Source organism: Paenibacillus sp. DCT19 (genome assembly GCF_003268635.1).
GTDB lineage: Bacteria > Bacillota > Bacilli > Paenibacillales > Paenibacillaceae > Paenibacillus.
The window spans coordinates 2,091,098-2,117,908 of sequence record NZ_CP029639.1 but is presented as its reverse complement, the minus strand read 5'-3'; the positions used below and the strand labels follow the sequence as shown (position 1 = coordinate 2,117,908).

The window sequence follows — 26,811 nt, the reverse complement described above, 5'->3', positions numbered from 1 at the left end:
CTCAACTGTAGATGAAGTGAGGGACATTATAACTATGAATGGGGGACAAATGATGTTCCCTGCATTCATTAATTCAGATACATTTGACGGAAATGCGTAGGTGTCATACCACAATACTTTTTGAACAAACCACTGAAATACGGGCGATCCTCGTAACCAAGCATCTGACAAATCTCCTGTACTTGTATGCCTGCGACCAACAGATCCTTGGCCTTCTCCATCCTCATTTTCGTAATATATTGAATCAAGGTCATGCCCGTTTCTTTCTTGAATGCATTGGCAAAATAACTTGGACTTAGGTGAACCGACTGGGCACAAAGATTCAACGTCAAGTTCTCTTCCAGGTTCATACTGATAAATTCCTGTGCTTTATGAATAGCCTGCTTCACATCCGTAAGCCGCTTCTTATCCATGATCTCACAGCCCATACTGCTGAAATGCTTGATGTACCCTTTCCAACCGTCAAATGTCAACGAGCGCATCTCCTCAAGCACCATTAGATCAGCTTCTAAACGCATGCGTTCTTCCTCCGTAATCTCATCGCAAAAGGCACGATAGATAGCGAACGCAAGCCCAGACAACAGACGAATCATCGTAAGTGGCTCAGGATACCCCTCCGAAAACTGCCATTCATCCAAAATATCATCAATAATCCGGTGACAGGTACTTTCATTGCCGCACTTAAGCGCATAAAAGAGTTCCTTCTCCTTCTCCAAAGGGTAAGCAGGGGCTACCCACTCCTGACGTTCGACGATTGCATATTGGAAGATGCAGTTACCCTCACTATAAAAGCGGTAGGCAATGGCTTTATCGGCGTGTGCATACGCACTCCACACCTCCTGAGGTCTTCGGGCAATCGTGCCTAAACCGATGGAAATCGTCTTTTTGCTGAACTGTTCCACATTGAGCCGACATTCCTCCAGTAGCTCTGGAGCTGTCATGGATGCTGGTGTATTGAACATTGCCACAAGCCGGTATCTGCTCTCGCGTAATACAACCCCTCTGGTATGGCGATTCAGCGTCTCTTCCACAATATTCTGAACGGCAAAAGGCACGATCTCGGCATCCAGATGGATTGTATTTTCACACCGGGTGTACCCGTCTACTTCAATCACCATAAGCTGCAGATTCGAAGAATCGAGATCGATCTGTAGTTCATCCCAGCGATTCTCATTCATAAAACCACCAACCTCTTGACGTAGCAGTCCCAGAAGGTAGCTATGACGAATATACACGCTGCTGCTCTCAACCTTTTGTTCCAATTGTTCAAGCTGTCTCGACTGAGCCTGCTCACCTTCAATCACTTCTCTTACCTTGAGCACTGCGCCTAATATTTCATCAGGGGTAAATGGTTTGAGTAAATAATCGGAAGCGCCTAGTTTAATCGCCTCCTGGGCATAACGGAAGTCGGAGTATCCACTGATGAAAATAAACTTGGTGCGTAGCCCAGCATCCGATGCCTGTTTCATCAATTCAAGCCCGCTGAGGCGAGGCATTTTGATATCGGTAATGACAAGATCCGGCTCTTGCTCGATAAGAAGGGACCACCCTTGATCGCCATTGTTGGCTGTACCTACAATTTGTACCTGATGATCTTCCCAAGCAATGGTCGAGGATATGCCTTTTACAACCGCCTGAATATCATCCATTACACATACCGTCAAATGATCCATACTACCCCTCCTCAGGTGATTGGAATCGTGATGATGACCGTCGTTCCGACGCCTTTGCTGCTCTCAAATACAACTGAAGCGGCATCTCCGTAATATAGGCTTAGTCTGCCATCGAGATTAGCGAGCGCGTATCCTTGACGTCTGCCTTCGGCGCCTTCCCTGACCTGCCCCTCAGCAGTATCCATACCGCAACCGTTATCAGCAACCTCTAGTGTCAGCAGGTCTCCTTCTCGATTAATTTTGATCGCAATGATACCGAGCTCATCCTTATCCCGGAATCCGTGCAATATGGAGTTTTCAACTAAAGGCTGCAGTAATATTTTCAATATTTCTACGGAATAACAGGATGGATCACCCACCTCAATGCGATAAATGAATAGATCCTCATAACATTTTTGTTGAAGTTGTAGATACTGCTCCACATGCTTAATCTCTTGTTCTAGATTGGTCATGTCCTTCCCATCGTTCAACCCGAGTCGGAACAATAGTGACAATGATACGATCATTTCACTAACATCTTTTTTCTCACCACTCTCACTTTTCCAGAACATCGTATTTAACGTATTGTACAGAAAGTGAGGATCAACCTGTGCTTGAAGCGCTTTCACTTCAAACCGGCGTTTATCCCGCTCGGTTACTCGTACCTCCTCAAACAAAACCTGAATCTGATCCAGCATGCGATTAAAACGATGCCCAACCGCACTGACCTCATCATCGTACTTGCTGCGGAAGCGCACATCCAGATCATTCGATTGGACTTCAACCATTAAACGGCGTAGTTTATTCAGCGGCTTGAGCAGCGCGGATGCCAGCAAGTTCGACAGCCCCAGAGCAAGCACGATGCAAAAACCCATAATGCCAATAACGAGCCAGCGAATTTTGCGCAGCGGAGACAATAAATCTGCTTTGGACTGCACACTGACCATCACCCAGTCCTCATTCATCGATAACGAAGAATAGTTAATAAGCATGTCCTCTCCCTGATTACTCGTATATCTAAAATCCCCACCTGTACCACGATTGATCTCGCTACTAAATTCAGGGTCAGTAAGGTAACTCACATCCTGTGAGGTTGACCGGATAACCTGTGACCCATTTTTGTTCAGTAAAAACAACTGAATTGAGTTATTCATCAAGTCCTGATCCAGAATATCCCTCATCGCTTCTTCCTTCATATTGACCACCATATACACGTTCGACAATGAGTGATTATCAACCACAATCGGTTTGAGTAAGAGTGACAACACATGATCCTTCGACTGGAACAACTGACTTTGATGTGAACCAAACCACATCGTGTTCCAGCCCTGCTGCTTCACAAGCTGCCCGTATTCCTTATCAAATCCATCATTTCGGTTCGGTACATCTTTGGTTGAGTAGAAGTCACCAATCGGTGTTGTTAAATAGGTCGTATCAATTAAGGGCTCTACAAGCTTCAATTGCGCAAATGACGTTTGCAGAAGTGAAAGATTCTGATAATAGTGGGAGGCATTATTGTTGCGAACATCTCGCATCACCTGAGTGAAGGTCTCATTCAGCATAAAAGAATATGAAGATACAACGATATGCCTTAAGTGTTCATCCATTACCTGCACAGACTTATTCAGGATTCCCTGCTTCAGTTCAAGCGCGTTCCGTTCAATGCTGCGTGCAGCAAATAAATACGAGCTAATTCCTGTTACACTGATACACAACACTACGAGGAAAATGTACAACAGTTGTATCCTTTTTTTCAGAGTCATCTTATAGAAGTTCATGTTCATCGGCGTTCACTCCTCGGATACGGATCAGCTCTGCCACTGTAGATTAACAAGAGTATAGCACAGCAGAATATCCCATAATACCGTTCCCATTTTAAGGAGTTTCGCCTATCCTTTGACTGCGCCTAATGTCACCTGCATAAATGATTTGTTCGCAAAAATATACACAACGAGCAGTGGCAATATGGATAGACAAGCCCCAGCCATCATGAGTTGAACCTCAGCGGCAGCTCCAATGCCATAGCGCAGATTCGCCAAGCCCACAGGCAAGGTCTGCAGATTGGGATTGTTCATCGTAAATACAAAAGGCAAGATGTACTCATTCCACGAACTCTGAAATGCTCCAAGTCCTGCAACCGCCAAACCGGGGCGAAGCAGTGGAAGGATGATGCGCCAATACACGGTGTAGAAATTACAGCCATCTATCATGGCTGCCTCATCCAGATCACGCGGGATGCTTTTGAAGAAGCCCACTAAAATGAAGTACGTCGCGGCATGGGCACTAATTAAAATAATGATGACGCCCCATAGGGTATGATTCAGGCCTAATTTGACCATCAGATCGAACTGCGGACGCAGAACCACGGCTCCGATGGATATAAACAAGGTAGATGCCATCAATACGGTGTATGCCTTCTTGCCTCTAAAGTTCACCCGATCCACGGCATAAGCCGACATGGATGAAACCAACAGCATTCCTGTTGTTGCAGTGACACTAACAAAAACGCTGTTGAGCGTAAATCCTGAGAAATTGGCTGTTCGCCATGCCTGAGCATAGTTAGAGAACTGCCAAACCTTAGGCAATATCGTTGCACCGCCCGTTAATTCCTGATTCGTTTTGAAAGAGCCCAGCAGGACTAATAGAATCGGAAACAGCGACAGGACAGCAATCAGAAGCAGGAAAATCGTGAGTAGTGTTCGCTTTATTCCTTGCATCCATTTGGGTGAAAGACTTGGTTTCATGACAATCTGTGACATGTTCGGTTCCTCCTGTCTGCTGTTAATAAACATCATTAAGCTTCTTGGATATCCAGAAATAAATGAGCGTGACAGCGCCTACAATAATGGCCGTAGTAAAGCCTACCGCACTGCCGTAACCCAGTTGCTGGAGTGATTGTGTATCAGCTGAGATCGGAAATAACAACTTAAAGAGATACAAGTACATCACTTCCGTTTTGCCATATGGGCCTCCTTCGGTTAATACCATAATGCTCTCGTATCCTTTGAGTGCGGTGGTAATCGCCAGCATAATAATCATCTGCAGCACAGGACCAAGTAGCGGAATCGTTACATTTCTAAGTTTCTGGAACTCATTCGCTCCGTCCAGCGATGCCGCCTCATACAGCTCTTCAGGAATACTTTGCAGACCAGCGATAAACAGCAACATATAGTTCCCTACAGCTCCCCAGATCGCAATGATTATGGTCGTCATCATGGCATGATCCGCATCCAACCAGCCAATCGGGGCAGAGATCACATGATACTTCACGAGTAGTTGATTCAAGATTCCGTTGTACGAATTAAAAATAATAAAGAACACAATCGCCATCACCGAAGCACTAAAAATAGTTGGAAGATAGTACACCGCTCTCAGCAGCGAACGCCCTTTCCATTTGCGATTCAAGATGATCGCGAGCGTCAGAGCTAGCGGAATTGTGACCACGAGTTTACCTAATGCATAGACGCCTGTATTACCAACAGAAGACCAGAACTGTGTATCCCGCATAATGCGGGCAAAGTTGCCGAGTCCAATAAATACGGGCGTTCCAATACCTTGATAATCGTAGAACATATAACGTAGAGCCCATAAGAGGGGATACACCCCAAACACGAGAGTTAGAAATAGACTGGGAAAGATGAACAGGTACGCATGCACTTTTTTTGGCTTCATCAACATTGACCCCCTTACTAGCTTTTGCAAGAAGTATAGAGCGAGCACCGTGTGAAGCGGGATGGGGAAATCCACTTTTTACAGGGGAGAATGTAACTGAGTGATTGTAGATTGTAGATAAATGAACGTGAAGGAGTGAATGAATTGAGCGAATGGGAAAGAATGTGAAAGAGTATGAGAAGCATAAAACAAAAAAACCTGCACCTCCAACAAAACTTCATTGGAAATGCAGGTTATACCTTGTTAACAACAATAAATGTGAAATGTTTTATACGGTTATTCTGCTTCCTTATACAGACGAAGTAGCTCTGTGAAATCAGAGATCAGTACATCCGATCCGGCCAGTTCTTCATCCCTACCAAAACCAGCATAGGCGCAGCCAATGACGGTCTGCCCATTCATTTTCCCAGCTTCTACATCCGATGAACGGTCACCTACCATCCACGCATCCTGAATCCGATGTTTCTCAAGCAGGATCTGAACAAGATTAACTTTGGAAGGCGTTTGGTATTGACCGGCACTATACACCCCTTCAAACAAAGGCATGATCTCATGAGCAAACGCCACACCTTTGACGTAATCCTCAAGTCCATTACTCGCTACAAATAACCGCACCCCTTGCTCCTTGAGCGCTGTTAGAGTTTCCTTAACGTTAGGATACAGGGTAGAACTTCCTTGATCGAGTCCTTCAATCTCCAATTGAAGCAATAATTCATCCGCACGGCGATGTGCTGCCTCTGATGCTTCAGGCATAACTACTTTCCAAATATCTTCAAGTAACATACCAAGACTTCCAAGCATCCGTTCCTCAGGTGGTGTCTCTCCTTCGAAGTGCCCTTCGGCTCTCAGTGTATCAAACAATTGGTGATAGGCAGGCAATAACAACGTCTCTGTCTGGAATAGTGTGCCATCCATATCAAATATCATTGCTTCCGGTTTAAGCAGTGCCTTCTCTTTTGTCATATCAAAACGTCCTTTCGGATTGGGATATGTATTCGGAATCGTTCCCTCCCCATGATAAACATAAACGTTTGTAAGTGTAAACCGAACAATGTAAAACACACTTCGCAAACGTTATACAATTCAAAAGATAACATTATACATAAAGTAAACAAACTATATACAAAGTGGTTGAGTTTAAGTATAATACTGAAAATAGTCATTCAGACCCTACATCTAAAGTCCCTATTTTATGTTTTTCCTGTTTTTTCGACAAATATATATACCCGACAGAGAGGAATAACAAACATGGTAAAGCGCAGAACCTTTAAAATTTTCTACAAGATTGGTTTGGGCTATTTGCTCGTGCTGGCTGTTCTAGCCGGTTCTATTGTATTGATCCAAAATAGCATTAACCAGCTCCAACACGAGCTTGATTTTCTGGTCGATCACGATATGAAAGTGCATGATTTGACGTATGAATTGGAAAAAACGATGGTAGATATGGAGACAGGGCAAAGAGGATATGTCATTACAGGACAGGACAGCTATCTCGTTCCCTACACCGAAGGTCTAGAACAGAAGGAAACGATCACCACACAACTCAAAGCACTCATTGCTGATAATCCAGCACAGCTCGTCTTGCTTGAGAACATACATAATGTTATGAACAATTGGGTACAGGTTGCAGGCGAACCCGTTATTGATTCACGACGAGCTAACGATATGTCCACCGTGCAGGCATTCTTCGTGAATGATCCTGGTAAGCAGGATATGGATCAAATTCGTGATTCACTCATGACGTTCCGCACTAATGAACTAGCGTTAACCGAACAACGTACCGAAGCACTCAAACAAAAAAACGAGCTACTTAATATAGAGTTATACGGTGCGCTCATCCTTGTTGCCTTGATTTCAATCATTGCAGCTCTGACACTGTCACGCTCTATTGTCAAAAACATTCGTAGCGTCACCAGCGCACTGAACGACATTGGCTCATCTAACGGAGATCTAACCCTCCGGATTGCGACCCATATGAAGGATGAGACGCGTGAACTCGCAGATGCGGCTAATGCAATGCTGCTCGGATTGCAACACATGATGCTTGAGATTCAGAACAATGCCAGCATACTGAGTACGGCTTCTGATCGATTGGATAAAGGTGTGTCGGATAATCTCTCTGCAGGTAAGGAAGTTGCCACCGCCATGGAACGAGTCGCCGAAGGTGCAGATGAACAAGTCGTTCTGACACAAACGATGGTCGCTGCCATGGGGCAATCGCTGACTGGACTAAACCGAGTATCCTCTTCTACTGCCGATGTAGCTGAACGTGCTGTAAGAACGGAATCCATCGCGCTGGATGGACAAGAACGTATTGATAATGCAGTGGGTAAAATGGGAACCATTGAACAATCATTCCGCTCCGTTCAGGAGTCCATTAATGACATCTCTAAAATGTCGGATCAGGTCATCTCCATTGCAGAATCAATCTCAGGAACGGCTAGACAAACCAATCTCCTTGCTCTTAACGCTGGAATTGAAGCCGCACGAGCTGGAGAACATGGTAAAGGGTTCGCTGTTGTCGCCACCGAAATTCGCAATCTGGCAGACCAGAGCGCTACCTCAGCCAAACATATTACTAGCATCCTTGAAACTGTACTTGCAGGCGTTCAGAACACGGTTCAGATTGTAGACTCTAATACCGTTCATGTCACAGAAGGATTACGAACAATAGAGGATGCTGGACATGCCTTTGCTAATATTACAGAACACATTCATAATCTAAGTGGGGAAATGGTGGACATCTCCGCTGTGGTGGAAGAGCTCACAGCAGGCAGTCAAGCTGTTATGTCTTCTATTCATGCCGTATCCGCTGTGGTCGAAGACACTGCATCAGCAACCGAAGAAGTATCCGCCATGACCGAGGAACAATTGGCCTCCTTGCAGGAAATGACCGATACATCTAAACAGTTAAACCAAATGTCCGATGCGTTGGATCAGCTCGTGAACCGATTTAAGCTTGCATAATGAGTGTAATGAGGAAGTTAATTTACTAAACTTAAATACAAAGAAGCAGCAGCCTGAATTCGGCAACTGCTTCTTTTTTTGATTTTGGAGCACATTGAAACCCTGTGTAGAGAGAAAAAACCTTCTGTATCGTTCATTTTATGATCAAGTAGATCCAGAAGGTATCCCTTCAATTATTTCATCATATCACTCAAGTTACTTACTTCGAAGTGCCTCCAAAATTCGTTGTGCTTCAAGTCCAGCTCTGAAATCATATATTCTGCCTGGTCTGTCTTGAATGCGTGCAATTACATGTTTCAATACAGGTAATTCACTTAACGATTCGTCGACAGTAACAGGTGTTAGTGACTCTCCAATTCGTCCACTCATCAGTTGATCCCAGTTTTCGAGTGCGATTGTACCTTCCGTTCCATACACCACCATAGATACGCGTTCCTCACCCGCAAAGTGTGAGATTCCATTCATCTCTACCCGAGTACCGTCTCCAAGCTGCATTTCAGCATGTATCTCTGTCTCGCAACCGTTCGAATCATCGGGATATTGTACCTGACTGCTAACCACATTCAGTCCTCCGAACACCGTCTGGATTACATGAATCCAGTGAATACCCACTTCTAAAATAAATCCACCCTGATCTCGGGTCGTAATCCATGGATTCTGTTGCCAAGCTCGCGGCCATTGCGGGAACTGGAGAATCAGTTCGATTTTACGAATGTTACCAAGCGTCGTGCCTTCCTGTGCTAGCTTCTGCAAATGAAGAACCGCAGGTTCATGAGGCATGGAGAAATGGATGGCATGAACCACACCTGACTGCTCCGCTGCAGCAAGCATAGCCTCGGCTTCCTCCACACTGTTAGCCAGAGGTTTCTCACAGAAGATATGGATTTTACGCTGAAGTACCTCCATCACGACTGCATAATGATACTTGGGTGGTACCGCAACGTACACCAGATCAATCTCGTGTTCATCTAACAAACGGCGATAATCCGTATATGTACTTGTCTCAGGGTTTGAGGCTGCATAATCAGCAAGAGCCTGCTCATTGCTATCACACACGGCAACGATGTCTACGTGCTCGTTCTTGGCTTGATGAATCATATGTAAGCCCATTTTACCTAGTCCAATTACAGCCATTTTTATCGTTTTCATTGATATCACTCCAATCGAATTCTAGTATACCAGAAAGTGATAAAGCGCCACTCCTTTTTGCATAGATACGAAAAGCGATACCTTGCTCTTGTTTTTATGTTTAATTCAGTTAAAAACCATCATTTTCAGTCATTATTTTACATTAAATGTAATTATAAAATAATAGGTATTTTGTTCCAGATATTTTTTACTATATTTTTTTATTAGATGTGATGAGACTTTAAGCGCAACCATCCTAAGAATCAAAAATTAATAATCTTAAAAATCTATTGACAAAAAACCACAAAAAAAGATACTCTCCCTAGTATCAAGCATTTATTTCCTATTACAACCCAATACCGTGATTTCCCCTCAATAGAAGGAATCAGGCCTTTAGGTCTACAAACCTATTTCATGAAGCGAGGTGCCGAAATGAGAACCGTTGCAGATTATTTAGCGGAAGCTTTGCGTAATCTAGGCGTCACCCATGTCTTTGGCATTATCGGAAAATCCATTTGCCCTGCTGCGTTGAAGATGGTCGATTATGGTTTGGAATTCATCCCCGGACGCCATGAATCCAGTTCTGGATTTGCCGCATCAGGTTATGCACTTCAGACTGGGAAGTTGGGTGTAGCATTTGCAACCTCAGGTCCAGGCGGAACCAATCTACTAACCGCTGCTGCCCATGCGAAGGCGAACAACCTGCCTGTATTATTCATTACCGGACATCAGTCCATACAGGAATTGGGGCTTCCTCAGTGCCAGGATTCCTCCTCTTATTTAGCTGATCTAGCTGAGATGTTCAGACCTGCCACATTGTTTAGTAAGTTAGTCGAGCGTGGAGACCATTTCGCCACACTTTTCAATCACGCAATCTCCATTGCGCTGGGTCCGAACAAAGGACCCGTTCATCTCTGTCTTCCGTTCGATGTACAGACTGAGCTTTTGGAGCAATGCCGAATCATTCTTCCCGAACCTGAACCTATGATTAGCATCACCAATCTAAACCGAGTCCTCCCCTTAATTCAACAATCCACAAATCCATTAATTATTGCGGGTAAAGGCGTTAGCCGTGCACATGCTCATGATGAACTATTACATCTGGCAGAACTACTTCATATTCCCGTCATCACTTCACCTGGTGGCAAAGGCGCCATTGCCTGGAATCATCCGTTATATCACGGCCCTTGCGGAGTCGGAGGTTTCCCCCATGCAGATGATCTAATGAATCAGAGTGATCTATTTATTGTACTTGGCTCACGTTTAAGTGATATGACGATATGTAATCTTAAGGCTGAGAATCACCCAGCACACCTCATTCAGTTTGATAGTGATCCTACCTTCGTTGGTAAAATTCTAAACTCACAAACCTTACATATCACCGGCGATCTTAAAGATAATATGAACTACCTTCTTGGGCACCTCACAGAACATACAGAACAACTTCAAGCACTGAACAGGGAGACACCACCTGCGGAGTATTCCCTTCCGCTCCCTGAATTATCTCAGTTATCGTTGGCATCTGTGCTAGAGGACATGAGCGATTTCCTTCCATATGACCACACCTTGTTCGTGGATGATGGCAGCCACGGATTCCATGCGGTTCAGCGGTACAAAGTCAAGAAACCTGGAAGTTTCGTATTCGATGCCTACTTCGCTTGCATGGGTAATGCCATCGGTATGGCGATCGGAGCCAAAGCCGCTTCACCTGAAGAAACGATCGTATGTATTACAGGGGATGGCTGCTTCATGATGTTAGGCACTGAAATTAATACCGCCGTCTGCAACCAGCTTCCGGTGATTTTCATCGTGGTGAACAACAAGCAATTGGATATGGCACTTAAAGGTATGCAAAAAACAACCGGACGGATTGATGGCACGTTATTCGAGGTTCCAATGGACGCATCGAAGTTTGCAGAATCTCTTGGCGCTGTGGCCTTCCGAGCAGAGACACAGGCCGAATTCACCGTCGCGCTTAAGGAAGCCCAACAACTAAATCAAGTTACGGTCATTGAACTGCTTACAGATCGTGATGAGATTCCACCAACAGCGCATCGTACACTTAATTTGAACTAGGAGGAACTGCGATGAGTGAACAAGTAACTCAGGGTCTAGAACGTTTTGCCAAGTTATCCGGAGAATATGGTGCGCGTGCGCTGAATCCGATCAAGGGACAGTTTCCTGAATTGGCTGAGTTCATTATGGGGACAGCCTACGGGGATATTTTTCAACGAACAACGATAACAGATCAGTGGAAAGAAGTCGCCATCATCTCTTCATTAATTACACAGGGACAATACGAGCAGTTAGGTGTGCATTATGCAATGGCTCTAAGTGTTGGAATAACCGTGGATCAACTCAAAGGAATTTTGCTACATTTAGCCCCATGTGTCGGTGCTCCGCGCATCATTAGCGCGTTTAATATATTGCTCGCAACACTCGAAGAAATCCAGTAATTCACTTTTCTACATTTTTATACATGATTCGACTTTTTTTATTGATCTTCTTACATCAATCCCTTTATAATATGGTTAAATTATCCTTCGTTATAGCCCACAGGTCATATGTCGTCTACAAGAACTGAAAGTCTGTGAATTTGCTATCGGGATAGCCTTAACTCATTTAAAGGGAGAGAACAATCATGGGAAGTTTTATTCTTAAAACGGATGCAGCAAACAAGGTATTAAACATTGAGCTAGAAGGTTCATTTTCACAGGAAGACGGATTGCGTTCAATCTCTGCGTATCAAGATACCATTGCTAAGATTAACACCCAAGAGTACAACTTGAATATTGATTGCAAAAAGCTGAACGTTACCGCTCCAGAAATTGTACCATTGCTTGAAGGCTGCCTCGCGATGTTCAAAAAAGATGGCTACAAAAAAGTCGTTCTGACCCTTGAGAATAATTCTATTCTTAAAATGCAGTTATCCCGACTCGGCCGTTCGGTTGGTCTGGACAACCTCGAAATCATATCTACTGTGACTACTTAAAGTACGTGTTCAAAAAGGACTGTTTTCAGTACCAACCGGACTTTTTGAACAACTTCTTAAAATACCAGGCGGACAAGCTCTGGATACAGCGTGCCGCACAGGAGGAGACCGAAGATGGCTGGAATTCGTATTGTAGACATCGATATCTATCATCCGTCAAACAAGGTGGGCAATGACTTCTATATTGAACATTTTGATGCGAGAGGTGTAGATATTCGCGGGTTGTTAAAAGCACTTGGGCGCGATCAGCGTTATAAGATTGACAATGAAGATGAAAACTCTCTCAGTATGGCGTTCGAAGCAGCAAGCAATGTTCTGGAAAAGGCTGGACTCACGGGTGTAGATATCGACCTGATTGCTTATGCAAGCCAAACACCAGAGTACATCTTCCCTACGAATTCCTTAATGATTCATCGCCTAATTAATGGAGCTTCTCATACCATCTGTATCGATAGCAATGCCAACTGTGCTGGAATGACCGCAGCCTTTGAACAGGTTAGCCGCCAGATGTTAGGCAATCCGAGAATCCGCCGCGCGCTCATTATCGGTTCGGATTATGTAGCTCCTCATGCAAACCCAGATGATCCGGTATACTTTGCTAACTTCGGGGATGCTGCGGCAGCCGTAATCGTAGAACGTGAAGAACAAAGTGTTGGTTTCATTGACTCCATCTATCAGACAGATACGTGTGTGTATGGCAATTCTCTCTTTCCTGCCGAAGGATTAGCAAAGCTCGGTAAAACCGGAGTAGATGCGGGTGCTTTTCATGTAAAATTCACCCCATTCGACGATTCCATCTGTGTAGATGCCGCCTCCGAATCCATTCGAACGTTGCTCGCGCGTAATGAAATATCACCGAGTGAGATCAAAGCCGCTTGCTTCTCTCAACTATCCATCGCCAATATCCGTGCTGTATCGGAGAACATTGGCATAACAGATGACATTGCGGTATACATCGGAGATGAATTCGGTTATACATCCACGAGCAGTCCATTCATTGCATTACACCGAGCCATTACCTCAGGACAGATTGAGCGTGGTGATAAAGTGTTATTCTGGACTGTCGGTGCTGGGTGGCAAAATGTTGCCATGGTCGTTGAATATTAATTAGTTGACTATTAAATAAAATGAAGGCAACCGTTCATTGGTTAACTACAATGGCGGTTGTTTTTTTATTATGCGTAAAAAAAGATCGTCCAAAGTGGACGACCAGATTTTATTTGTAGTGCTTCTTGAGAGATTTCAATTCAATAAGTACTTGATGAGATACAGCCCACAAGCAATACCCACTATTAACAATACGATGGCCATACTCCGTTCAGCTTTCCACAATCGAATGGCGTTGGCAACATTCAAGATTGTTAATGCAATCATGTTAACCGCAGTATTCAAGTAAAAGAAATTGACTGAAAGGAGAACAAACACTGCAATTGCGACGAGTATAAACCACATCGGCATGTTCCTAAATATGCTTCTTGTCATTCGATCCCTCCTAAAGTATGTATTGTGTCTAACGTTAGCGATACAAGTATCCTGTGAAGTTTGAGGGAAATTCTTGATTTAACTTAATAAGTATTATTATAGCAATTATACATATAAAATGTAAAACGGAATCAAATGATATCCACCCTGTTTAAAGGTAGCCATTTCGTTTCTATTTGATCATGTTCTCTGTTCTCGTAAATAGTTTCATTCCTGTTTGTAATAAGTTGCTTCATGTCTCTAATCAAATTGATTATCTAGATAAATTGATCCTCTTCATAATGGGATACTGCTACGAAGATGTGTTAGGGATAGACACTAAAGACTGCTGAGGTGTTCGTGAATAATTTTCCACTCTTCTTCTTTTGTTTTGACAAAAACATTTGTCGCTCTACCACTGCCAGATACAAACGTTCCGTTAAGCACTCCCTCATAATGATATGTATAGATACATGTTGCTGTATTCTCTTCAGTCACTAGCCAATGTACATCCGAGATGGAGTAAACTTCATCCTTAATCGTATCCCATGAGTTCTCAAAATAACTTTGAATTTCATGCGTCGTCTTGCACGTTCGATCTGAAAACCAGTAAATCGCATTAGGGTGTAGTAACTGCTTAACATTTTCAAAATGGTGGGTGTTTGTCGCGTCGATATAACGTTGCAGTGCATTCTCATAATTCATTGATCGGCTCTCTCCTCTGCTCATTTGTTGATGTTTCTATTTAACTATCATTATATAAATTTCGTGTCAAGATTGTACAAAATGATTCTGCTTGATCAAATCAAACTATTTGATGTATAGATGTTTATTTGTCGTGCGTTATATATATGTATTTGCCTCGCTTGAAATCAAAACCACTCCTCTACAAAAGGAGTGGCTCTTATTCAAATCTTTTAACCCCTATATAACCCCTTAAAATATCTTCTTCGTCTCCCGATCATCCTTCAGAATCTCCACGGCTTCGCGGAATCGCAGAGAATGCACAATCTCCCGTTCACGTAGAAACTTCAGACTATCTTGCAGGTCGACATCATCGGTCATATCAATTAACCATTGATAAGTAGCCCGTGCCTTCTCCTCGGCTGCAATATCCTCATAGAGATCGGCAATCGGATCACCTTTAGCTTGAATGTACGTAGCTGTGAAAGGCACGCCTGCAGCATTATTATAAAACAGCGCTCGATCATGGCTTACGTAATGAGCATCTAACCCCGCCTGATCCAACTGTTCAATGGTGGCGTCTTTGGTTAGCTTGTAGATCATGGTTGCAATCATTTCGAGATGAGCAAATTCTTCCGTAGCGATGTCATTCAGCAAACCAATGATCTTATCAGGAATCGTATAACGTTGGTTCAGATATCGTAGAGCCGCAGCCAATTCTCCATCGGCACCGCCGTACTGCTCCATAAGTAGTTTAGCCATATGAGGGTCACATTTACTTACCCGAACGGGATACTGCAATTTTTTCTCATACACCCACACACAGGGCTCCCCCTTTATCATCCATTTGGTTCAGCTTCAAATCTAACTCTCGCTCCAGCTCATAGGCTCCCAAAACGCCTCGATCTTCGTATCCTCAAAATCAACCAACACAAAAATTTCAATTGCTCATTATGCACATGATCTAATTTCTGCCCACTACTTCTACACTTGCCAAGGCCAAGGCGTCTGAGACCATTCCCACGGATATTTGGAAAAGGCATGGCCAAAGTTCATTAATGGACCGTATAATTGCTGAAATTCCTGTGCCACTCGCATTCGCTCTTGAGAAAACTTATTGTATTGCTCAATACTCTGATAATCTCCAGGATGTGTATCCAAATATAGATTAAGCTCCACCAATACAAAATCTAACGCTTGTAATTCTTCAAGCAACTCATAATATTTAGCATCACAAACCTTCGCTACCTCTTCAGATTCCATCAATTACACCCCCTTTTCCTTAGCTCTCGCCGATGTGTATGGACTGTACAATGCAGGCCATAACGTTCCTACTCTCAGCGCTTCTGCCGGACTGTACTGAGGCCAACCCATGGGCTGAAAAGGAATAAACAATTGGGGAGGAACCAGATACGTCCGAATCTCCTTAGGCTCGCATGGATCAAATGGCCCAATAAATGGCCTGTAAGCACGAATCTGCGGATCTTTCATACCATAAACCTCCTTTCAACATTTCTTCATATCCCTACGCTTCCCGTCTCTATAACCATATGTCTCAATCATGTGGGTTAATCCGTATTTTTCCGTAAAAGCTAAAAAAAGACCTCTGCTCCACTCCCCCAACAGGGCAGCTTCACAAAGGTCAACATTATTGATGATTAATCATCTCACGTATTCACTTTAATTATTTATCTTGATTGTCTGGTTTGTCTTCGTCCTGCGTTATTGCACGCTTGTATACCTTCACCCGGGTAATTCGCAATCGACTGGCTTCCTCCACTTCGAATACGTATCCGTTCCGTTCGCGTGTTTTGCCTTTAACAGGACTACCTTCAAGCTCCTTGAACAGCCAACCACCAATGGTATCTACTTCATCATCCTCGATAACGGCTCCAGTCCATTCATGAACCTCTTCAATAAGAGATCGACCATCGATTGAAAAGGAATCCCCGTTACGCTCCATATGTGGACGCTCGTCCTCAAACTCATCATATAGATCTCCGACAATCTCTTCCAGAATCTCTTCGGCTGTTAACAAGCCGGCTGTACCGCCATATTCATCAACCACCAACGTCATCTGGGAATGTTTCTTCTGCATCAGCCTTAACACATGACTTATTTCCATGGATTCCGGAACGTTGAGAATCGGACGAACGAGCGCAGCCAGATCACGCTGTTGTTCTGGTTCAGCCAATAGCAAGTCCGTAATGTGGATAAATCCAATGATCTCATCCTTATCCTCTACCGCTACCGGATAACGAGAGTGCTTCGTAGCATTGATGATCTTCAGATTCTCTTCCAAAGGCAGATTCGTGTAAAGACAATCCATATCTGTACGCGGCAACATGATCTCACGGGCGAGCATATCAGAGAAGTCAAAGATGTTATCCATCAGCTTGATCTCATCTTTATCAATAACACCACTCTTCGCACTTTGCTTCATCAATATGCGTAGCTCGTCCTCCGAATGTGCTTCTCCTTCGCTTGCAGGTTCAATTCCAGCAAGACGAAGCAACGCATTCGCTGACGCATTCAACACCCAGATGAATGGGAAGAAAATTTTATAGAAAAGGAGCAACGGTGCTGACAACAGCAGAGCAACACCGTCCGTCTTTTGAATTGCCAGTGATTTGGGTGCAAGCTCACCAAGCACGATATGCAGGAACGTAATAATACTGAAACCTACAATAACCGAAACCGTCGATATCAGCGCTGTATCCGCCACACCAAGCTTGGTCATCAGGGGTTGAACAAGCAATTCAGATATTGCTGGTTCACCGAGCCATCCAAGTCCAAGGGACGTCAATGTGATACCGAACTGGGTTGCCGATAGATAGGCATCCAGTTTGCCGTTCACTTTTAACGCATAACCCGCCAGACGATTACCCTCACTCTGTAATTGTGTCAGCCGGGTCTGTCTCACTTTAACGAGAGAAAATTCCGCTGCGACAAATACACCATTCAAGAAGACGAGCAGAAACACACACACCAAGTTAAACAGTAACTGCCCAAGATGAAATTCGGTATGAATATCCAAGTCGAAACTCCCCTTTTCTATCTATTCAGGAATGCACCTGGAAGATCAGCGTGTAATTGCCTTTCTTGATTTGAAATCCACACCCTTATAATACATATCTGCCACTAGCAGATTAGGACCGCAACAGGATGCGATATCACAGTGACAATTCACTGTCTGGTTCAGCGGATGCTCTGCAGACCATTCATGGAAGACATCATCCAGCTTACGATCGCGAATGTTGCCAAAGGCAGGGATGTCCGCAAAGTCAGTCACATACACATTACCTGTAAACATATTTACGTTAACACGGTTACGACCATCCGGGTCATTACGCACTGTTACGTTAGGTTCACTGTGCAGACGATTAATCAACTCACGATCCTGTTCTGCAGCACTACATGCGAAGAATGGAAGTGTACCGAACAGCATCCACATCTCCTTATCACGCACGTCCAACAGTCGATGAATCGCCGCACGCATATGATCAAGAGACAGAACAGGCAGGCTGGAGGCAAAGTTCGAATTGTACATCGGATGCACTTCATGTCGTACACAGCCCATCTCACGAATCAACTGGTGGATACCCTCTAGCTTGTCATGCGTACGATAATTAATCATGGACTCGGCCGAGATAAACATGCCAGCTTCACTCAATTTACGTGAGTTTTCAATCATTTTCTCATACATCTTCACTGCTACTTCACGTTTAACCGGTCTGCCACTGTTCGCAAATCCAACCTGATGGAAATCATCTGCATTCAGATAATTGAAGGAAATGTGCATGACATCCAAATAAGGAAGCAGCTTCTCATATCGATTCAGATCTAGCGTAAGATTGGAATTGATCTGCGATCTTATGCCACGCTCCTTCGCATATTTGAGCAGTGGGATAATCATCTCATCCACCGTTTTCTGACTGAAACTTGGTTCCCCACCTGTCAAACTAATCGTTTGCAGATGTTCGACCTCATCTAAACGTTTCAACATCAAAGGCAATGGAAGTGCCGGAGCCTCACGCATCGTGAGCATGTCACCCACCGCACAATGCTCACAGCGCATATTGCACAGATGAGTCACGGTCATTTCTACACTGGTCAGTACATGGCGTCCATATGTACGCAAAGAACCGATTGGATCCCATGGATCATTCGTCGGCGATAAAGGCATCGGTTGAACCGATCCTGAATTTAGCATGGTCATTGTTTTTCACCTTATTCCTTTTATTAACCTAAAAATTTTTATTTACATCATACTCCGACTTCATCTTTTTGGAGCTATCTTTTATCATAGCACAATTTTGAACCCCTCGGAGGAACGGGTCTGTCTATTTCGTGTAAGTGCGTGTTCAAAAAGGTCGGTTTTCAGTACCGAGAAGATGGGATGAAGATAGAAATGGAGTAGCGGAGCGTAGATTAAGCTACGTGAGCAACGGACATTTCGGCTGAAGCCCATATTCGAAGCTAAGATGCCTTCAGGCATCCTTCGTAATCAAAAGCGGACTTTTTGAACAACCTCTATAAGGAAACCGCTCTACGCAGACTACATTTTCTTCTGTAAGTTCCATTTCGATGTGGATCACCCAACCAGACTTGTTTTCATCATTAAAAAGCAAGCTTTTGCACAACCTCTATATGGAAAGGGTACAATTAAAAGACAAAAAACGCTCCTGTATATTGAGTCTATTCAACCCAGATATCACGATAGAAGCGCCTGGTACTTATTAAGTTGGATGTCAACTATCCAAATACTGTCCACTAACTGGCATCGAAGGCATCTCATCCGCGCCCTCCACACCTGTAATCATGACTGACAATGCAGTAGAAAGATCAATCTCATATGGTGCATGCAAAACCTGACCCTCCGTATCTTTCAGCACTCGAATAACTGGGCGTTGCGGGAAACGTGGATGGATTGAGGACACCACTCCGACCTCACCCGTACTTAACGTAACCGTCATTCCGATGGGATAGATTGCAACACAATCTCGAAATTTCTCAAGCATCCGTTGTTCATAAAGCGTACAAGAACCGGTATAGAGTACTTCCACAGCTTGATGCGGCAATAAGGCTTGCTGATACACTCGATTCGTTGTCATCGCATCATATGAATCCGCAAGTGCAATCCATTTGGCATATTCATGAATTCCATTACCTTTTAAGCCGAAAGGATAACCGCTACCGTCAATTCGTTCATGATGCTGGAGAGCGCAGTGTGCAGCAAGAAGTGGTATGCCCGGTTCGTCTTTGAGGATACGATGTCCATATGTAGTATGCTGCTGAATAAGTTTGAATTCCTCATCAGTTAATTTGGAAGGCTTGTACAGTACTTCTGAAGGTATCTGTGTTTTTCCGATATCGTGTAACAATGCACCCAGGCCAATCTCCATTAATTGTTGTCTGTTGTAACCCGATGCTACCCCGAGAACCAATGTATATACGCAAACATTCAATGAATGATTATATAGGTCAAAATCAGAATTCATGTCCATCAGCATAATCATTGCTTCCTTCTGACTACCGATGTCCTCCAGAATTGTATTCATTAATCCAGTCAGCGTTTTTCCAAAATGCGGAATCCGGCTTTTCGTTCGAAAGCCAGACATGTTCTGGAACTGCTGCTTAATCTCAACCAGTGCTCTACGTTTAGTCTCCTCCTGCAACATTTCCGGTACAACGATATCCTCTGTTGCTGCATCTTTAACATAGACATATCCAATCCCCAGATCTTTCATTCGAGAAATTAATCGCTGAGTTAATTCAACATCCTCACTGAGCAGTACCAAGCCCTCTTCACTATATATTCGTTTCCCCAGCTTCATGCCAGGCTGCAAAAAGTTTATATGTACTAAACGCACAGCCTATCCTCTCCCGCTCCGTAGATGTAATTGCAACTAGCCGCCGCTATAGCAGAAGGCAAGTACTTGTTATATTTCTCGCCAGCGAGGTCGCTGACAATCGTCCAGCGCTCCTGGTCGTTTTAATTCTATTTCCACTAGATCCCGCAAGAATTCTGGAAGATAATAATTCGTCTCTGTACCCAGAGCGAGTGAAGGATATCCCACATTGAAAGTAAACATCCCTAGCGTACCTACCACATATTGTTGCTCCTCCTGGATAGGGCTACCTGCAATACGTATGGAACGAATTTTCTCATATGCCGGTCTCTGGGGATCAAATTCAATGTCCATTCCATCCACGGATAACGTTCCTAGAACCTTCCCACGAAATCCAAAACCAATGATTGGTTTATCCGTAAACTCTAGCAGCAATGATTGCTCAAGTGCTTCACGGATGTGGCTGCCTTTTAAGCATATTGTACAAGCATTGATCGGAGAAGGACATAGGGAATGTAACATTCCTTTGGTAATCACTCCCTGTGGAAGATCTCCAAGTAACTGTCCTGCATTAACCAGAGACACTTGGGTACCTGTAGCCTGTCTAACCGCTTGTGCAAGCAAGCTGGCAAAAGGGGATTCACGCTCATAATGAACGTAAAGTGACTTGTCCACCATTACAGCTGTCTGCTCTAATGATTTCTCTGCCTCCGCACGATTCGTAGCGATCGCCAGGGTAACCTGCTCTTCCAAAAGTGTTGTTGTCACCGGAACGCATCCACTGCTTACTAGTACAGGCTTGCTTGCAGAGTTCTGACGCTCTAAGACCACTTTGCCAAGCCACTCCCCGAATTTGCCGCTTGCTGCTATGGTGGTATTGCCAATCATCAGAGGCTCCTCAAGTACATGATGTGTATGCCCACCCAAAATCACGTCAATGCCTTCAACCTGCTCTGCCAATCTCCGATCTGTCGAAAGACCCAAATGGGATAAAACGATGATGACATCCACCTTAGGAGATAATTCAGCGACTTGCTGACTTAACGTCTCTATCGGATCAAGCAGATCCCATCCTAACAAATCATAAAACGTAGTGAATGGTGCCGTCGCCCCTAACAAACCGATACGAAATTCACCCTTAGTCACGATGAGCGACGTTTGCATCCATGACGGTACAAGCCCAGTGTCATGTTCGACAACATTCCCGCAAACTACGGGACATTGAAGCCCTGAATAGGTTATTGCCAGCTGTTCAGGTGTTATAGTTAGTCCTTCGTTATTCCCGATTGTAATCGCATCATACCCAGTAAGATTGATCACGTCGACGTTGGCTGCTCCAAGTGTACCTTCCGTTTCCACAGCCTTACGATCCATATGATCTCCTATATCAAGAACCAGAACATTCTCAGCTTGTTCTCTCTCTTTTTCAATCATGGCGGCGATCGAACTCATGGCACCAAAATGACTATGAATGTCATTCGTATGCAGTATTGTTAACACTTGTGTATTCGTGGTGCTCATCCCACCGCCTCCTTCTAATTCCGTTTAAAACGTTCATTCCTCTAATAGATAAGCATAACATTTTCCGTCTCGTTATGATATATTGAAAGGGTTTAGATTTTGAAAAAAAGGTGGAACATTCTCATGAAATTGAACATTCAACTATTTGCAGGTATTGCTGAACGTCTCGGCACTTCTTTGATTGAATATGAATACGATGGAGCCGAACCAACGGCTGCTCATTTGAAGGAACAATTAGCTGAAACATACCCAGAGCTCGCTTCTCAGATTCGTACTTCCTTTCTTGCTGTAAACCAACAGTACGCTCCTGCCGATACTATTATATCGGCTCAAGATGAGATTGCTTTGATACCTCCTGTATCTGGAGGTGACGGTACGGAGGATCGGAAGTCCGAGCACGGGGTTTCCTCTACTACTCCAGATGGGCGATATCACATCACCACATCCCCTCTCTCTGTGGAAGCAACGACCAATCTCGTCATCACCGCTAATCACGGTGCTGCTCTTACTTTTGTCGGAACTACGCGTGAAATGACGGGCGAACAACGGACAGTGCACTTGGAATACGAAGCTTATGTCCCCATGGCTCTAGCACAGATGGCAGCGATCGGCGATGAAATTTCTGAGCGCTGGCCTGGAGTCTTATGCGCAATAAGCCACCGAATTGGACAAGTAGATGTCGCTGAGATTAGTGTGGTCATTGCGGTCTCTTCTCCGCATCGCAGCGATTGTTATGACGCAAGTCGTTATGCTATCGAGAGATTAAAGCAAACTGTGCCGATTTGGAAAAAAGAAATATGGGAAGATGGTTCCGAGTGGAAGGGTCATCAATTGGGTCCTTGGAACCCTCTACAACAACAATAATTAGTTATTCTACCTCTTGAATTACTAATTAAATTAGTAAATAAGTCGTTGTCAACCCATTTTTTTCTTGTTATTATAATCATATGTGTCGATATTAGTCGAGGAAAAGGTGGTTTATACGTGAGAGTGCATGTTACTGATCTTAAACCTGGCGACCTGTTAATAAATGACGTATACAACAGTTCAGGTCTCCACATGCTGGTGAAAGGTTCCACGCTTAGCGAAGATGATATTGCCAAATTGCTTCAACACGGAATCGATTACGCAGATGTAGAGCATACACCATCCGATTCACACTCTAATGAACAAACCTTACGTTCCGATCAAACCCGTCTTTTAACTAACCTGTTTGAAGATACGATCAAAGGTACTGAAACGTTGTTCAAGCAAGCCTTGGAGAAGGGATTTATTGATGAGACTCAGGTCGATCATATTTTAATTAACTTAACATCTCAGCTTGAAAAACAAAAAGATGTCGTTTCCCTTCTTCTCATGATGGATGGTGATAACGAATATACGTACACCCACTCGTTACAAGTTGGCATGCTTGCCTTCTATATCGCGGGTTGGATGGGGTATAATCCAGAAGAGTGTTTGACTGTGGCCAAAGCTGGTTATTTGCACGACATCGGCAAATCGAAGATTCCTCCTGAAATGTTACATAAGCCGGGGAAATTAACTCCGGAAGAATTCGAAGAAATGAAAAAGCATACTTTATATGGATATGAGATTATTATGGAGTCCACTCAAGATGAACTTCTTGCAACCGTAGCATTACAGCATCATGAACGTGAGGATGGAAGCGGTTATCCTTACGGACTAAAACGAGATGAGATTCATCCTTACTCCCGTATTACGGCTGTAGCTGACGTGTACAGCGCCATGACAACCAATCGGGTATATCAGACCAAACAAGAGCTGATCTCTGTCTTATGCGAGCTATACAGCCTTAGCTTTGGTCAATTAAACGGAGAAGTAACTCAGGAACTCATTAAACATATGCTTCCTAATTTTATTGGTAAACGAGTTCTTCTCACTACGGGTCAGACCGGCTTAATTGTCATGAATAATCCAGCGGATTACTTCCGTCCACTCGTACAGACATCCTCTGCCTTTATCGATTTAGCGAAGGAAAGAGATGTTGCGATTGTTGAGATTTATGTTCAGTAGCATGTATTAGGCACCAAAACAGACACATCGAGATTTTTTGAAGACATTTCAGGGTCTCAGTATGTAATCATAATTCGTCTTTATAACATATGAAAGGGAAGCCGTTAAACCGGCCTCCCTTTTGTATTTTGAAGAACAGTTAGTTATTATACACAGAATGCTTTAGTGATGATAACCAACAGAATGAACAATACTAAGATTGCGCCTGTCGATGTGAATGGGTTGTAACCACCCACGCCACCTACATTGTTGCCACCACAACCATATCCTACTTCGCTCATGTGATTGCCTCCTCTTCATCAGGTATACCCTAACATATGACAACCGCGTTTTTTTGAACCGGGCGAATTGGCAATATTCCATAAATAGTTATCCGCCTAAATTCAGTTACGTGATGAGTTGCTTGGAGACTATGTTCTAAATTATCACATGGGTATATCATAGTTGGAGTGATCGCTCGCAAGGTCGTTCCTTAGTTCTTAAGTGGTTGCATTCGGGTTTACGTTAATATTTTTCTCCTTACGGTACATGATGACAAGCAGCCTCCAAAAATCATAACTCCCTGTATCCGTCATGATGAATGAACGGTAATAATTGTATGCATCTACTGCCCAGGGGGACAAGGCATGTTGGCACGATTTTGCTGCTGCTTGATCCAGGACGCCTGAGCTTCCAATGTTCTCTGCATAGAGTCAAACCTCTGTTTCTCCTCACTTGTCATTGGCTGTGCCTCCTCTTCCTCCACCATAGAGCGATATTCGGACTTCAGATATGTTTCTGGCTCGACAACACCATTCTCACTCGCTGTGAATCCATATGAAGGGCTGCTTACTTTACGTATTTCATAATGCACATGTGGTCCTGTGCTCTGACCCGTACTGCCCTGATTGCCGATGAGTTGCTTTTGCTGAACATGTTGCCCAACCTTCACCGCAATTCTAGACAGATGAGCATAACAATGCAAGTAACCTCGATGATCCTCAATCGCTACTGTAAGCCCGTAGCCCCCGAATCCTGAGCCTGTAACCCCTTCACCAGCAAATCGTACGACTCCCTCCAAAAAAGCATAGACAGGGCCATTCCAGGGCTCTGTGACCAGATCAATACCCCGATGAAATGTCTGCCCGCCATGGATGGGATGAATACGATAACCAAATGAGCTGGTAATACGATATCCCTCAAATGGATTTAAGCTCATCATGTCACATCCTTTTCTATCAATAGATGCTTGAATCTATGAGATGGCTTGTGCGAATGATCCTATTTTATACCAAAAAATCAACATTTAGCATGCATCTACGACCGTTTCACACAAAATAAAACACACTTTTAGACAACAAAAAAAGACCGAGGAGAATCCTCGATCTTAATCTGCATGAAGTTTATTCAGGCAGGAATTAGGACGCAAGCGTCCAGCTTATCCGCTAACCCTTGTCAGACAAAGATTAACCGATAGATCCTTCCATTTCAAATTTGATCAATCTGTTCATTTCTACCGCGTATTCCATTGGTAATTCCTTCGTGAACGGCTCGATGAAGCCCATGATGATCATCTGTGTTGCTTCTGCTTCGGTCAGACCACGACTCATCAGGTAGAAGAGTTGATCTTCAGATACTTTGGATACCGTCGCTTCATGCTCCAGCATGATGTTGTCATTCATGATTTCATTGTAAGGAATTGTATCAGATGTGGACTCATTATCGAGAATGAGGGTATCACACTTGATATTGGATTTCGCACCTTCCGCTTGGCGACCAAAGGAAGCCAGACCACGATACGTTACTTTACCACCATGTTTACTGATGGACTTAGAAACGATCGTTGAAGTTGTGTCTGGAGCCAAGTGAATCATTTTCGCACCTGCATCCTGATGCTGATTTTTACCAGCTACAGCGATGGACAGAACGGAACCTTTTGCTCCACGGCCTTTCAGAACAACAGCAGGATATTTCATCGTCAGTTTGGAACCGATGTTACCATCGACCCATTCCATTGTTGCATTCTCTTCTGCAACCGCACGTTTGGTAACGAGGTTGTAGATGTTTGGCGCCCAGTTTTGAATCGTTGTGTAACGAACACGGGCATTTTTCTTACAGATGATCTCAACAACCGCACTATGAAGTGAGTTTGTGCTGTAGATCGGAGCTGTACAACCTTCAACATAGTGAACGAAGCTGTCTTCGTCCGCAATGATCAGTGTACGCTCGAATTGTCCCATATTTTCGGAGTTAATCCGGAAATAGGCTTGCAGAGGCACTTCACACTTCACGCCTTTTGGCACGTAGATGAAGCTTCCTCCGGACCATACGGCACTGTTCAACGCAGCAAACTTGTTGTCTGCTGGTGGAATAACGGTAGCGAAATATTCGCGCAGGATTTCCGGGTGCTCTCTCAGAGCTGTATCGGTATCCATGAAGATAACACCTTGATCTTCCAATTCCTTTTGCATGTTGTGGTATACCACTTCGGACTCATACTGAGCCGATACACCTGCAAGGAACTTCTGCTCTGCTTCAGGAATACCCAGTTTATCAAAGGTTTCTTTGATCTCAGAAGGAACCTCTTCCCATGTTTTCCCTTGCTTATCAGAAGGACGAACATAGTATTGAATATCGTTGAAGTCCAATCCGTCGAGGTCTCCACCCCATTTTGGCATAGCCATTTTCTCGAATTGTTTCAAGGATTTCAAACGGAATTCCAACATCCATTCTGGTTCATTCTTAATCCGAGAAATTTCAGTAACGATCTCTGCAGTCAGACCTTTACCGGTTTTGAAGATGGATTCGTGCTCATCACGAAAACCATATTTATACTCTTCCATTTCTGGTGCTTTTTTAGCCATCTTAC

Annotated in this window: 25 protein-coding genes; 7 read left to right on the top strand and 18 right to left on the bottom strand. The window is 43.9% G+C overall.

Annotated features, from left to right (window positions below):
* Positions 1-68: 68 nt before the first annotated feature.
* The 5 genes from DMB88_RS09530 to DMB88_RS09510 form a co-directional block, all read right to left on the bottom strand.
* Positions 69-1,673, bottom strand: a complete 1,605-nt coding sequence (locus tag DMB88_RS09530; RefSeq protein WP_128101166.1) for a response regulator — start codon at positions 1,671-1,673, stop codon at positions 69-71.
* An 11-nt stretch (positions 1,674-1,684) separates the two neighbouring features.
* Positions 1,685-3,436, bottom strand: a complete 1,752-nt coding sequence (locus tag DMB88_RS09525; protein ID WP_128101165.1) for a sensor histidine kinase — start codon at positions 3,434-3,436, stop codon at positions 1,685-1,687.
* A gap of 105 nt (positions 3,437-3,541) precedes the next feature.
* The gene (locus tag DMB88_RS09520) at positions 3,542-4,411 is read right to left on the bottom strand and encodes a carbohydrate ABC transporter permease (protein WP_128101164.1); all 870 of its coding nucleotides are present in this window, start codon (positions 4,409-4,411) and stop codon (positions 3,542-3,544) included.
* A gap of 22 nt (positions 4,412-4,433) precedes the next feature.
* Positions 4,434-5,324: a carbohydrate ABC transporter permease gene (locus tag DMB88_RS09515; RefSeq protein WP_128101163.1), complete on the bottom strand. Its 891-nt coding sequence runs from the start codon at positions 5,322-5,324 to the stop codon at positions 4,434-4,436.
* Positions 5,325-5,600: 276 nt separating this feature from the next.
* Entirely contained in the window at positions 5,601-6,287 is a 687-nt protein-coding gene (locus DMB88_RS09510; protein ID WP_128101162.1) for an HAD hydrolase-like protein, read from the bottom strand.
* A 285-nt stretch (positions 6,288-6,572) separates the two neighbouring features.
* Here DMB88_RS09510 and DMB88_RS09505 point away from each other — a divergent pair, with 285 nt between their 5' ends.
* Positions 6,573-8,291, top strand: coding sequence for a methyl-accepting chemotaxis protein (locus DMB88_RS09505; protein WP_164848654.1), 1,719 nt, complete (start codon positions 6,573-6,575; stop codon positions 8,289-8,291).
* 195 nt (positions 8,292-8,486) lie between these two features.
* Here the strand turns inward: DMB88_RS09505 and DMB88_RS09500 are convergent, their stop codons facing one another.
* Positions 8,487-9,440, bottom strand: a complete 954-nt coding sequence (locus tag DMB88_RS09500; RefSeq protein WP_128101160.1) for a Gfo/Idh/MocA family protein — start codon at positions 9,438-9,440, stop codon at positions 8,487-8,489.
* A gap of 411 nt (positions 9,441-9,851) precedes the next feature.
* Here DMB88_RS09500 and DMB88_RS09495 point away from each other — a divergent pair, with 411 nt between their 5' ends.
* From DMB88_RS09495 to DMB88_RS09480, 4 genes are all read left to right on the top strand, one after another.
* Positions 9,852-11,495, top strand: a complete 1,644-nt coding sequence (locus tag DMB88_RS09495; protein WP_128101159.1) for a thiamine pyrophosphate-binding protein — start codon at positions 9,852-9,854, stop codon at positions 11,493-11,495.
* A gap of 11 nt (positions 11,496-11,506) precedes the next feature.
* Positions 11,507-11,875, top strand: a complete 369-nt coding sequence (locus DMB88_RS09490; protein WP_128101158.1) for a carboxymuconolactone decarboxylase family protein — start codon at positions 11,507-11,509, stop codon at positions 11,873-11,875.
* A 185-nt stretch (positions 11,876-12,060) separates the two neighbouring features.
* Complete coding sequence (locus DMB88_RS09485; RefSeq protein ID WP_128101157.1) at positions 12,061-12,411, top strand: hypothetical protein; 351 nt, start codon at positions 12,061-12,063, stop codon at positions 12,409-12,411.
* Between the two features lie 114 nt (positions 12,412-12,525).
* Positions 12,526-13,518 carry a 3-oxoacyl-[acyl-carrier-protein] synthase III C-terminal domain-containing protein gene (locus DMB88_RS09480; protein WP_128101156.1) on the top strand — a complete coding sequence of 331 codons (993 nt, stop codon included), beginning with the start codon at positions 12,526-12,528 and terminating at the stop codon, positions 13,516-13,518.
* A gap of 135 nt (positions 13,519-13,653) precedes the next feature.
* Here DMB88_RS09480 and DMB88_RS09475 read toward each other — a convergent pair whose 3' ends face one another.
* From DMB88_RS09475 to DMB88_RS09435, 9 genes are all read right to left on the bottom strand, one after another.
* On the bottom strand, positions 13,654-13,893 hold the full coding sequence (locus DMB88_RS09475) for a hypothetical protein (RefSeq protein WP_128101155.1): 240 nt from the start codon (positions 13,891-13,893) through the stop codon (positions 13,654-13,656).
* Positions 13,894-14,211: 318 nt separating this feature from the next.
* Positions 14,212-14,577 (bottom strand): YybH family protein, encoded by a 366-nt coding sequence (locus DMB88_RS09470; protein ID WP_128101154.1) that lies wholly within the window; start codon positions 14,575-14,577, stop codon positions 14,212-14,214.
* 231 nt (positions 14,578-14,808) lie between these two features.
* Positions 14,809-15,378, bottom strand: coding sequence for a manganese catalase family protein (locus DMB88_RS09465; RefSeq protein WP_128101153.1), 570 nt, complete (start codon positions 15,376-15,378; stop codon positions 14,809-14,811).
* 162 nt (positions 15,379-15,540) lie between these two features.
* A complete protein-coding gene (locus DMB88_RS09460) occupies positions 15,541-15,819 on the bottom strand; it encodes a spore coat protein CotJB (RefSeq protein ID WP_128101152.1) in 279 nt (92 codons plus the stop codon).
* A gap of 3 nt (positions 15,820-15,822) precedes the next feature.
* The gene (locus DMB88_RS09455; protein WP_128101151.1) at positions 15,823-16,047 is read right to left on the bottom strand and encodes a spore coat associated protein CotJA; all 225 of its coding nucleotides are present in this window, start codon (positions 16,045-16,047) and stop codon (positions 15,823-15,825) included.
* Positions 16,048-16,240: 193 nt separating this feature from the next.
* Positions 16,241-17,593: a hemolysin family protein gene (locus tag DMB88_RS09450; RefSeq protein WP_128101150.1), complete on the bottom strand. Its 1,353-nt coding sequence runs from the start codon at positions 17,591-17,593 to the stop codon at positions 16,241-16,243.
* Between the two features lie 45 nt (positions 17,594-17,638).
* A complete protein-coding gene (yfkAB, locus tag DMB88_RS09445; RefSeq protein ID WP_128101149.1) occupies positions 17,639-18,775 on the bottom strand; it encodes a radical SAM/CxCxxxxC motif protein YfkAB in 1,137 nt (378 codons plus the stop codon).
* Positions 18,776-19,307: 532 nt separating this feature from the next.
* Entirely contained in the window at positions 19,308-20,429 is a 1,122-nt protein-coding gene (locus DMB88_RS09440) for an HD-GYP domain-containing protein (protein ID WP_251382888.1), read from the bottom strand.
* 69 nt (positions 20,430-20,498) lie between these two features.
* Positions 20,499-21,929: a bifunctional metallophosphatase/5'-nucleotidase gene (locus DMB88_RS09435; protein WP_128101148.1), complete on the bottom strand. Its 1,431-nt coding sequence runs from the start codon at positions 21,927-21,929 to the stop codon at positions 20,499-20,501.
* A gap of 123 nt (positions 21,930-22,052) precedes the next feature.
* Between DMB88_RS09435 and DMB88_RS31720 the strand changes: the two genes are divergently transcribed.
* Both DMB88_RS31720 and DMB88_RS09425 read left to right on the top strand, forming a co-directional pair.
* Positions 22,053-22,793: a molybdenum cofactor biosynthesis protein gene (locus tag DMB88_RS31720; RefSeq protein WP_128101147.1), complete on the top strand. Its 741-nt coding sequence runs from the start codon at positions 22,053-22,055 to the stop codon at positions 22,791-22,793.
* A 120-nt stretch (positions 22,794-22,913) separates the two neighbouring features.
* Positions 22,914-23,963, top strand: a complete 1,050-nt coding sequence (locus DMB88_RS09425) for an HD-GYP domain-containing protein (protein ID WP_128101146.1) — start codon at positions 22,914-22,916, stop codon at positions 23,961-23,963.
* A gap of 146 nt (positions 23,964-24,109) precedes the next feature.
* Here the strand turns inward: DMB88_RS09425 and DMB88_RS30560 are convergent, their stop codons facing one another.
* The 3 genes from DMB88_RS30560 to sufB form a co-directional block, all read right to left on the bottom strand.
* Positions 24,110-24,244, bottom strand: coding sequence for a YjcZ family sporulation protein (locus DMB88_RS30560; RefSeq protein ID WP_217363773.1), 135 nt, complete (start codon positions 24,242-24,244; stop codon positions 24,110-24,112).
* 323 nt (positions 24,245-24,567) lie between these two features.
* A complete protein-coding gene (locus tag DMB88_RS09420) occupies positions 24,568-25,164 on the bottom strand; it encodes a M23 family metallopeptidase (RefSeq protein WP_128101145.1) in 597 nt (198 codons plus the stop codon).
* A gap of 244 nt (positions 25,165-25,408) precedes the next feature.
* The gene (gene sufB, locus DMB88_RS09415; RefSeq protein WP_128101144.1) at positions 25,409-26,806 is read right to left on the bottom strand and encodes a Fe-S cluster assembly protein SufB; all 1,398 of its coding nucleotides are present in this window, start codon (positions 26,804-26,806) and stop codon (positions 25,409-25,411) included.
* Between the last annotated feature and the right edge of the window lie 5 nt (positions 26,807-26,811).